Origin of the sequence: Synechococcus sp. PCC 6716, assembly GCF_022570815.1 — a bacterium.
GTDB classification, from domain to species: Bacteria; Cyanobacteriota; Cyanobacteriia; order Thermosynechococcales; family Thermosynechococcaceae; genus Thermosynechococcus; species Thermosynechococcus lividus.
Genome location: NZ_JAKLTU010000027.1, coordinates 23,409 through 30,120, shown reverse-complemented (window position 1 = coordinate 30,120; position 6,712 = coordinate 23,409). Strand labels below are relative to the sequence as shown.

General features: G+C 52.7%; 5 protein-coding genes. 1 reads left to right on the top strand and 4 read right to left on the bottom strand.

Going from position 1 to position 6,712, the window contains the following annotated elements; all coding sequences use genetic code 11:
* Window positions 1–601: 601 nt before the first annotated feature.
* The 3 genes from L5220_RS11065 to L5220_RS11055 form a co-directional block, all read right to left on the bottom strand.
* Entirely contained in the window at window positions 602–880 is a 279-nt protein-coding gene (locus tag L5220_RS11065) for a ssl2009 family thylakoid membrane protein (RefSeq protein WP_099799952.1), read from the bottom strand.
* Between the two features lie 106 nt (window positions 881–986).
* The gene (gene mfd, locus L5220_RS11060) at window positions 987–4,415 is read right to left on the bottom strand and encodes a transcription-repair coupling factor (protein WP_499573586.1); all 3,429 of its coding nucleotides are present in this window, start codon (window positions 4,413–4,415) and stop codon (window positions 987–989) included.
* A 64-nt stretch (window positions 4,416–4,479) separates the two neighbouring features.
* Window positions 4,480–4,824, bottom strand: a complete 345-nt coding sequence (locus L5220_RS11055; RefSeq protein ID WP_499573584.1) for a hypothetical protein — start codon at window positions 4,822–4,824, stop codon at window positions 4,480–4,482.
* 485 nt (window positions 4,825–5,309) lie between these two features.
* Here L5220_RS11055 and L5220_RS11050 point away from each other — a divergent pair, with 485 nt between their 5' ends.
* A complete protein-coding gene (locus L5220_RS11050; protein ID WP_099799630.1) occupies window positions 5,310–5,549 on the top strand; it encodes a hypothetical protein in 240 nt (79 codons plus the stop codon).
* Window positions 5,550–5,569: 20 nt separating this feature from the next.
* Here L5220_RS11050 and L5220_RS11045 read toward each other — a convergent pair whose 3' ends face one another.
* Window positions 5,570–6,556 carry a CHAD domain-containing protein gene (locus L5220_RS11045; RefSeq protein WP_448515138.1) on the bottom strand — a complete coding sequence of 329 codons (987 nt, stop codon included), beginning with the start codon at window positions 6,554–6,556 and terminating at the stop codon, window positions 5,570–5,572.
* Window positions 6,557–6,712: the final 156 nt, after the last annotated feature.

Below are 6,712 nucleotides of genomic sequence, written 5' to 3'. Positions count from 1 at the left end.
CCGATCTACCAACGCCACTGACCGCTCATAGCCGCCAGTGGATTCTAGAATCACCCGAGCGACCGCCTCAGGCGGACACAGGTGAGTCAGAAGTTCGCGAATCCCACTCGCAGTGTTGCTCACGCGAAAACTCTGCTTCTGGGGGCGTAGATGTACATCTAGCCACCGCTTACACACATCAATGCCAATCTATTGTTCTTGATCCTGCATATCACTTTTGCGCCTGTCTGGGGGTAAATCAGGTGTTTACTCAGCCTTGCGTCATGCGGGTTCTACTGTCCCAACCGATGATTCGAGTTTGACCTGTTGCATCAGAGAGATGACCCTAGCTTCTCCACGATGTCTCGCATCTAAGGGGTGACGGTCTATCTCTCTAGTTTTAAGATACAAGGGGGTATTTTTTTGGTCGGTTCCTGCTATCGAGCGAGCCCCCAACCCGTCTCTCCAAGGAGAAGGGAGCTAAGAGTCTTGTTTCCTCTCCTTTGGGAGAGGGCTAGGGTGAGGGTAGCAAAAGACTCAAACCCGAAAGTCATACTTAATATTCAAATATTCAGCAACGCCTCTATATTCAAATATTCAGCAACGCCTCTAGTGGCTAGGATCAGCGGTTATCATCGGTGCTGAGGCGACTTTGTAGATCGTCCACAGCTTCGTTAATTTGGGCGATTTTTGCCTCTAGTTCAAGCCGCATGGATTCCATGAGGGTTTCATCACTACTGTTTAGATCCCCTGCTTTTGCGCCCTTGAGGGGGACAGCATTAGTCGTGCTGATTTCAGTGAGCTTTTCTTTCAGAAGTAGGCTAATAAGGGAGCCAGCAATGCCGCCAAACAGCGCACCAGCTAGAAAACCCCAGCCAAAGCGATCGCCACGGTTATCCATAGAATCAGCAAACAATGATTAGGCGTTACTTGACCTCGTGCGCCCTCAGTAGAATCGCACCCGGTAATCAGTCTTCAAACTACCACCAATCTAGCAGATTCGTATCTCAAACGGCTTCCTGCTGCCTGATGCTGACTTGCATTTGGCTGAACCAGTCAATGAGCTGCTCTATTTGCTTTTCAATGGGTTGCACCCCTAAGCCCCGGATGGTGACTTTGCCTTGGCTATAGATAAAGCGGCTGTGGAGATGGCTGGGTAATTGCTCTTGTAAGAGTTTCCATGCCGGTTCAGCCATGGGCGTTTCTAGGATCACATGCTGCTTGCCTTCAGCACGAATGCGGCTAATCCCACACTGTCGCGCCAGTTGCTTCAGTTCAACCACGCGCAGGAGTTGTTGAACGGATTTGGGTAATGCACCATAGCGATCGCTCCAGTCCGCCGCCAACTGCATCAATTCTGCCTTGGTGGTGGCCGCAGAGGCGGCTCGATAGGCGGCCATTTTTTGCTCTAAATCGGGGATATAGTCAGCGGGGATAAAGGCGGTGACGTTGAGATCAATTTGCGTATCCTCGACGGCGGGAATGTCTTGCCCGCGAATGTCGGCGATCGCCTCCTCTAGAAGCTCAACGTACAGATCAAACCCCACCGTTTCCAGCTGGCCGTGCTGCTCTGCCCCAAGGAGATTCCCTACCCCCCGAATTTCCATATCCCGCATTGCCAATTGGTAGCCTGAGCCAAGCTGCGTAAACTCCTGAATCGCTCGGAGTCGCTGCCGGGCTGCATCGGTCAGCACCTCTTGGCGGGGATAAAAGAGCCATGCATGGGCTTGAATTCCAGACCGACCTACCCGACCCCGTAGCTGGTACAACTGCGCTAAGCCAAACCGCTGGGCGTCTTCCACCAAAATAGTATTGACACGGGGGATGTCTAAGCCAGACTCAATAATGGTCGTGCACACGAGGATATCCGCCTCACCATTGCTAAAGCCAAGCATGGTGGATTCTAATTCGCCTTCTGCCATCTGGCCGTGGGCAATGAGAATCCGGGCAGAGGGCACCATTGCCTGCAGTTTGCTGCCCACCTCCTCAATCCCTTCCACTCGGGGCACCACGTAAAACACTTGGCCACCGCGATCTAGCTCTTGGCGGATGGCACTGCGTACTGTTTCGGCATCGTAGGGAGCCAGATGGGTTTGAATGGGGCGGCGGGACGGGGGCGGCGTTGTAATCAGGCTCATCTCGCGCACCCCAGATAAAGCCATATAAAGGGTACGGGGAATGGGAGTGGCGCTCAGGGTGAGTACATCCACTTGGGTTTTCAGGGCTTTGATTTTTTCTTTTTGGTTGACTCCAAACCGCTGCTCTTCATCCACAACGAGCAAGCCCAAATCTCGGAACTTCACTGCTTTCCCTAATAGTTGATGGGTGCCCACAACAACATCAAGCTCACCAGTTTTGAGCTTTTGGAGAATCTCTTGGCGTTCACTCTCACTGCGAAAGCGATTCAGCAATCCCACTTGGATGGGGTAGGGGGCAAACCGTTCTTTGAGGGTGTGGTAGTGCTGCTGGGTAAGAATGGTGGTGGGTGCCAGAACGGCTACCTGTTTACCGGCCATCACGGCTTTGAAAATAGCCCGAATCGCCACTTCGGTTTTGCCAAAGCCCACATCCCCACACACCAAGCGATCCATGGGGCGATCGCTCTCCATATCGGCTTTGACCTCTTGAATCGCCTTGAGTTGATCTGGTGTGGGCTGATAGGGAAACGAGTCTTCGAGTTCCTGCTGCCACGGAGTGTCGCCAGCGAAGGCAAACCCCCGCTGCTGTGCCCGTTGGGCGTAGAGTTGCAGTAAATCCACAGCCACTTTTTTTACGGCTTTGCGAACACGCTCTTTGGTGCGTTCCCAAGTTTTGCCGGTGAGCTTATTCAGTTGCGGTGGGGTCTCACTTTGCTTACGGAACCGCGAGAGGGTATTCAGTTGGTCAGCAGCGACACGGAGCACGCCATCGGCATACTGTAAGGCAAGATATTCGCGGGTTTCATTGTTGATGGTTAGGGTTTCGAGGCGCAGAAACTGGCCAATCCCATGCTGGCGGTGAACAACATAGTCCCCCGGTTGTAGTTTGTTAACATCCACCTGCTTCGCAGCAGCCCGACGGCGTTTGCGCACATAGCCCACGTTGATCAGGCTCTGCTGGCCAAAAAACTCGCGATCGCTGACGAGCACCGTGCGAAAGGTAGGTAGAATAAACCCCGATAGCTCTGCTAGGCCTGTGGCCTTCAGGGCAATGGGGACTCGCTGCTGTTGCAGCTTATCAATGGCCGGAAAATCTCTAGGGTTGGGAACAAACTGTGCTGGACAATCGTGCTCCTGCAGCAGGGCAACAGACCGACTCGGCTGGGCTGAGACTAACCAGACAGTGTAGCCTTTGTCGCGCTCGTCCCGGAGGATACTGGCTAGCCGGCCAAACTGGTGGGGAATCGCCGGTACGGGTCGAGCCGCCACGTTCAACCCTTGCCCCTCACTGGCTAATTCGTAGAGGTCTAGGCGCGGAAACCGCTCGAGGGCTTCAGCAGTAACAGACCAAGGTTGATGAATCGGGGGGGGTGGATCGCTCAGAGTTTGCCAATAGCTCTGGCAGTGTTCCCACCAGCGATCGCTGTGGGCGGCACACAGGGGCGGTTCATCCACCGCCACTAAGGTATTGATCGGTAAGTAATCCAGTAAAGAGGCAGGCTGAGGGAAGGCAGTGCCCAAATAGCGGCGGGCATCTTCGGGAGGGGGAGCCTGACCCTTCGCCGCAAGGGCTGCCGTGATCAGGGGGGTAAAGCTAATGGGGGTGAGGGTGACCTGCGCGAGGGCATCCAGACGATCTCCCTCAGAGCGCAGTGACCGTTGGCTCACCGGATCAAATTCGCGAATGGCTTCAATTTCATCGCCAAACCATTCCAGCCGCACCGGCAGTTCGGCAGCCACAGGAAAAATATCGATGATGTCTCCACGGCGGCTCCACTGTCCTTCTGTTTCTACAAGGGAGACCCGCTCATACCCTAGGTGTGCCAAGTCGTTTGCTAGGGCAGTTAAGGATCGCTCGTCCCCGACCCGCAAGGTCAGACATGCTGCATGAAACACTGCTGGCGGTGGCAAGTGAGGTTGCAGTGCCCGTTCGGTCGTAACAATGGCCATGGTACCGGGGGGGCGATCGCTCTCCACTAGGACTTGCATTTGCCCCCAGACCATTTCTGCTTCGAGATCAAACGGATCGTAGGGAGAAGCTTCTGAGGTGGGATAAAACAACACGGTGTCCCACCCCATCAACTCCAGTTGTGTTGCCCAGCGCGCCCCCTCCTCAAGGGTAGAGGTTACAATACAAAGCGAGTGCTGGCAGTGTTGGGCTAGGGTAGAGGTGATTAACCCTTTGACCAGCCGTGGCATCCCGGTCAGTGTTAGGGATCGCTGCTGCTGGAGCTTACTGAGTAGTTCAGCCGTCAGCGGTAGTTTCGCCCAACTGCGGCAAAGCGCAACCAAGGACATAGGCTATTGGTTCACAGATCACATTTCTTTATTATCCACGCAATACAAAAGCTGGACATTTTGCCTACTGATGAATCAGGTGAATGACCCCTTGACTATCGATATAGGCAGCGTTGGCACTCTCAGGATCAGGACCAGTGAGCAGTTCGGGTAAGCGCATCGCAGGCACCATGACACGCCCTAATTCATCCATGCTGCCCTCAGGGGTTGGGAACTCAAAACGCAGCAGCGAACCTTTGTAAAAAATCTGATGCGTGTTTTGACGGGAGGCTGGGGTGGCAACAGCAGTTTGCTCTGAAATTGCCCCCTGTAGTGGTGCTGGGCATTGCGCCTGCGCACTCATACCTGCCATGCCTAAACCGTATCCGCCGAACAGGAGTCCTGCAAAAAGGATCAAAAAGCGTTTCATACTATCCCCCCGGTTTTGCATTGTCAGTATTTTGATGTTGATGGTTGGCGTTGGGGCGATCGCCCCCCATAGGGCACTAACATTTCCATGAGCTTGGCAACCTCTAACTTTGGAAACGTTGGATTGCTAAGCCAAGTAGAATGAGTCTTTACTCAATAATCAAAGTCAATAATGAAAGGATCAATGATTGTGTTATTTTGTGATTAACGAGAATGTTCGAACCTCTTTAATATATTTATGATCCTATAAAAACAAATCAGAAATTCAAAATGTTATAAATTGCAAAAGATTGGTAAATTTTTATCAACATTTACAATTCTGTCCCGGTTCTTAACGGCGATCAACGCACAGAATAAACGTAGGAGTCTAGATCGCTTATGTCAACGTTTGCAAAGAGAGCCATTGCGTAGAGGTTTCAGTGCCTTGGGATGGCGGCATATGCTGTAGGGCATACCCAAGGTCAATACTCATTTTGCGAGGTCACGATGGAACGTTATCAACCCAATGCCACCCCGCTGACTGAGGCAGATAAAGCCGAGTTACAACGGCTCAAACAAATTCTTGAGCGAGCTGTTGCGGATGGTGTCCTCACTGCGGAGGAAATGACCCAAATTAAGCGTCAAATTAATGCCGACGGTAAAGTAACCTTCGAGGAATTAGAGCTTTATCGCCAGCTGGTGCAAGAGAAAATCAATGAAGGAATTTTAGTCCGCGAAATCACCTGAACTGGGGTTGATTCAATGGACTAGTTCACACTAATGGTGCCTGCACTGGCCATGCCATTCAGGGCAAGGGGGGTGGGTGCAATAAGTAATACCTGACGCACGTGATGTCGCTTGGCAGGGGTAAGGTAGTCCTGCTGGTGCGATCGCCACAGTTGCCATTGCCGAGTTTGCTCTAGGGCAATCATTTCTGCAAGGCAGGGGGATGCCTCTCGGAGGTTGAGGCCTAATTGACGTTGGAAAAATTCATGGAGGACGACCCCATCGTGCAGGGTTCCTAAAAGTTCCTGTAGCTCGGCAAAAGCCGACACTTGGCAGGCAAAATCTTCGCCATAGACACGACTAAATAACTCCATTTGGTAGCGCACGCGCTTGGTTTGCTTACGCAGATCGTGGAGATCTTCCCCCGATTTTTGGAGGAGTGGCGCTGGGTCACTGATGGCCAAAAACGTGGGGCGATCGCCCTGCCAGTCCACCGCTACCTGCCAGCCAGGGTGTAGTAACAGATGGCACACAAGGGGCAATAAAATATCGGGAGCAATGAGGGTAATGGGCAAATTGGCAATGGGGCGATACTGGGGCTGAGCTAACCATTCGCCTAAGCCCTGTTGCAGTTTACGGTAGCGATCGCCCCGCAGCAGGTGTAGAGCTTTTTGTAGAGCCTCCTCGCGCTGCTTATCCAGCTTTTTAATTAACTTGGCCAGTTGCTGTTGCTCGCTCCGCGGTAAATGGGGGTAGTACTGCTCCTTCAGCGCCAGCATCATCACATCCAAGTCCCGCACAGGACTGAGGCTGCTTGCCACCGCGCGCACCCGCTGAATTGACACGCCCTTCGGAAACCGCACCGTTTGGCTAAACACTTCAAGGGCAGTACGGAGCCGCCGTAAGCCTACTCGCATTTGATGAATGGCTTCGGGATCGCGATCGCGCAGTACACCAGGTTCGTGCTTACTAATTTTGCGGTAGTATTTTTCAAACGCTTCGTAGGCGACCTGACCTAGGGTTTCCATTTTGTCCCCCTGAATTGTCGTCTTCTCTAGGCTACACCATCGACCCTCAGCCGCTCAGGTGTAGCAATTGCGGTATGCTAAGCTAGCTCTCGATCCGAAGCTAAGGTAAAGTCTAACAACAGTTTAGCTTTTTAGCTCTCACCTTAATACTAGCTT

What these genes read in the sequence shown, in the direction of transcription:
- L5220_RS11065 (WP_099799952.1), bottom strand. Translation starts at nt 880, where the DNA reads ATGGATAACCGTGGCGATCGCTTTGGCTGGGGTTTTCTAGCTGGTGCG.
- mfd (WP_499573586.1), bottom strand. Translation starts at nt 4,415, where the DNA reads ATGTCCTTGGTTGCGCTTTGCCGCAGTTGGGCGAAACTACCGCTGACG.
- L5220_RS11055 (WP_499573584.1), bottom strand. Translation starts at nt 4,824, where the DNA reads ATGAAACGCTTTTTGATCCTTTTTGCAGGACTCCTGTTCGGCGGATAC.
- L5220_RS11050 (WP_099799630.1), top strand. Translation starts at nt 5,310, where the DNA reads ATGGAACGTTATCAACCCAATGCCACCCCGCTGACTGAGGCAGATAAA.
- L5220_RS11045 (WP_448515138.1), bottom strand. Translation starts at nt 6,556, where the DNA reads ATGGAAACCCTAGGTCAGGTCGCCTACGAAGCGTTTGAAAAATACTAC.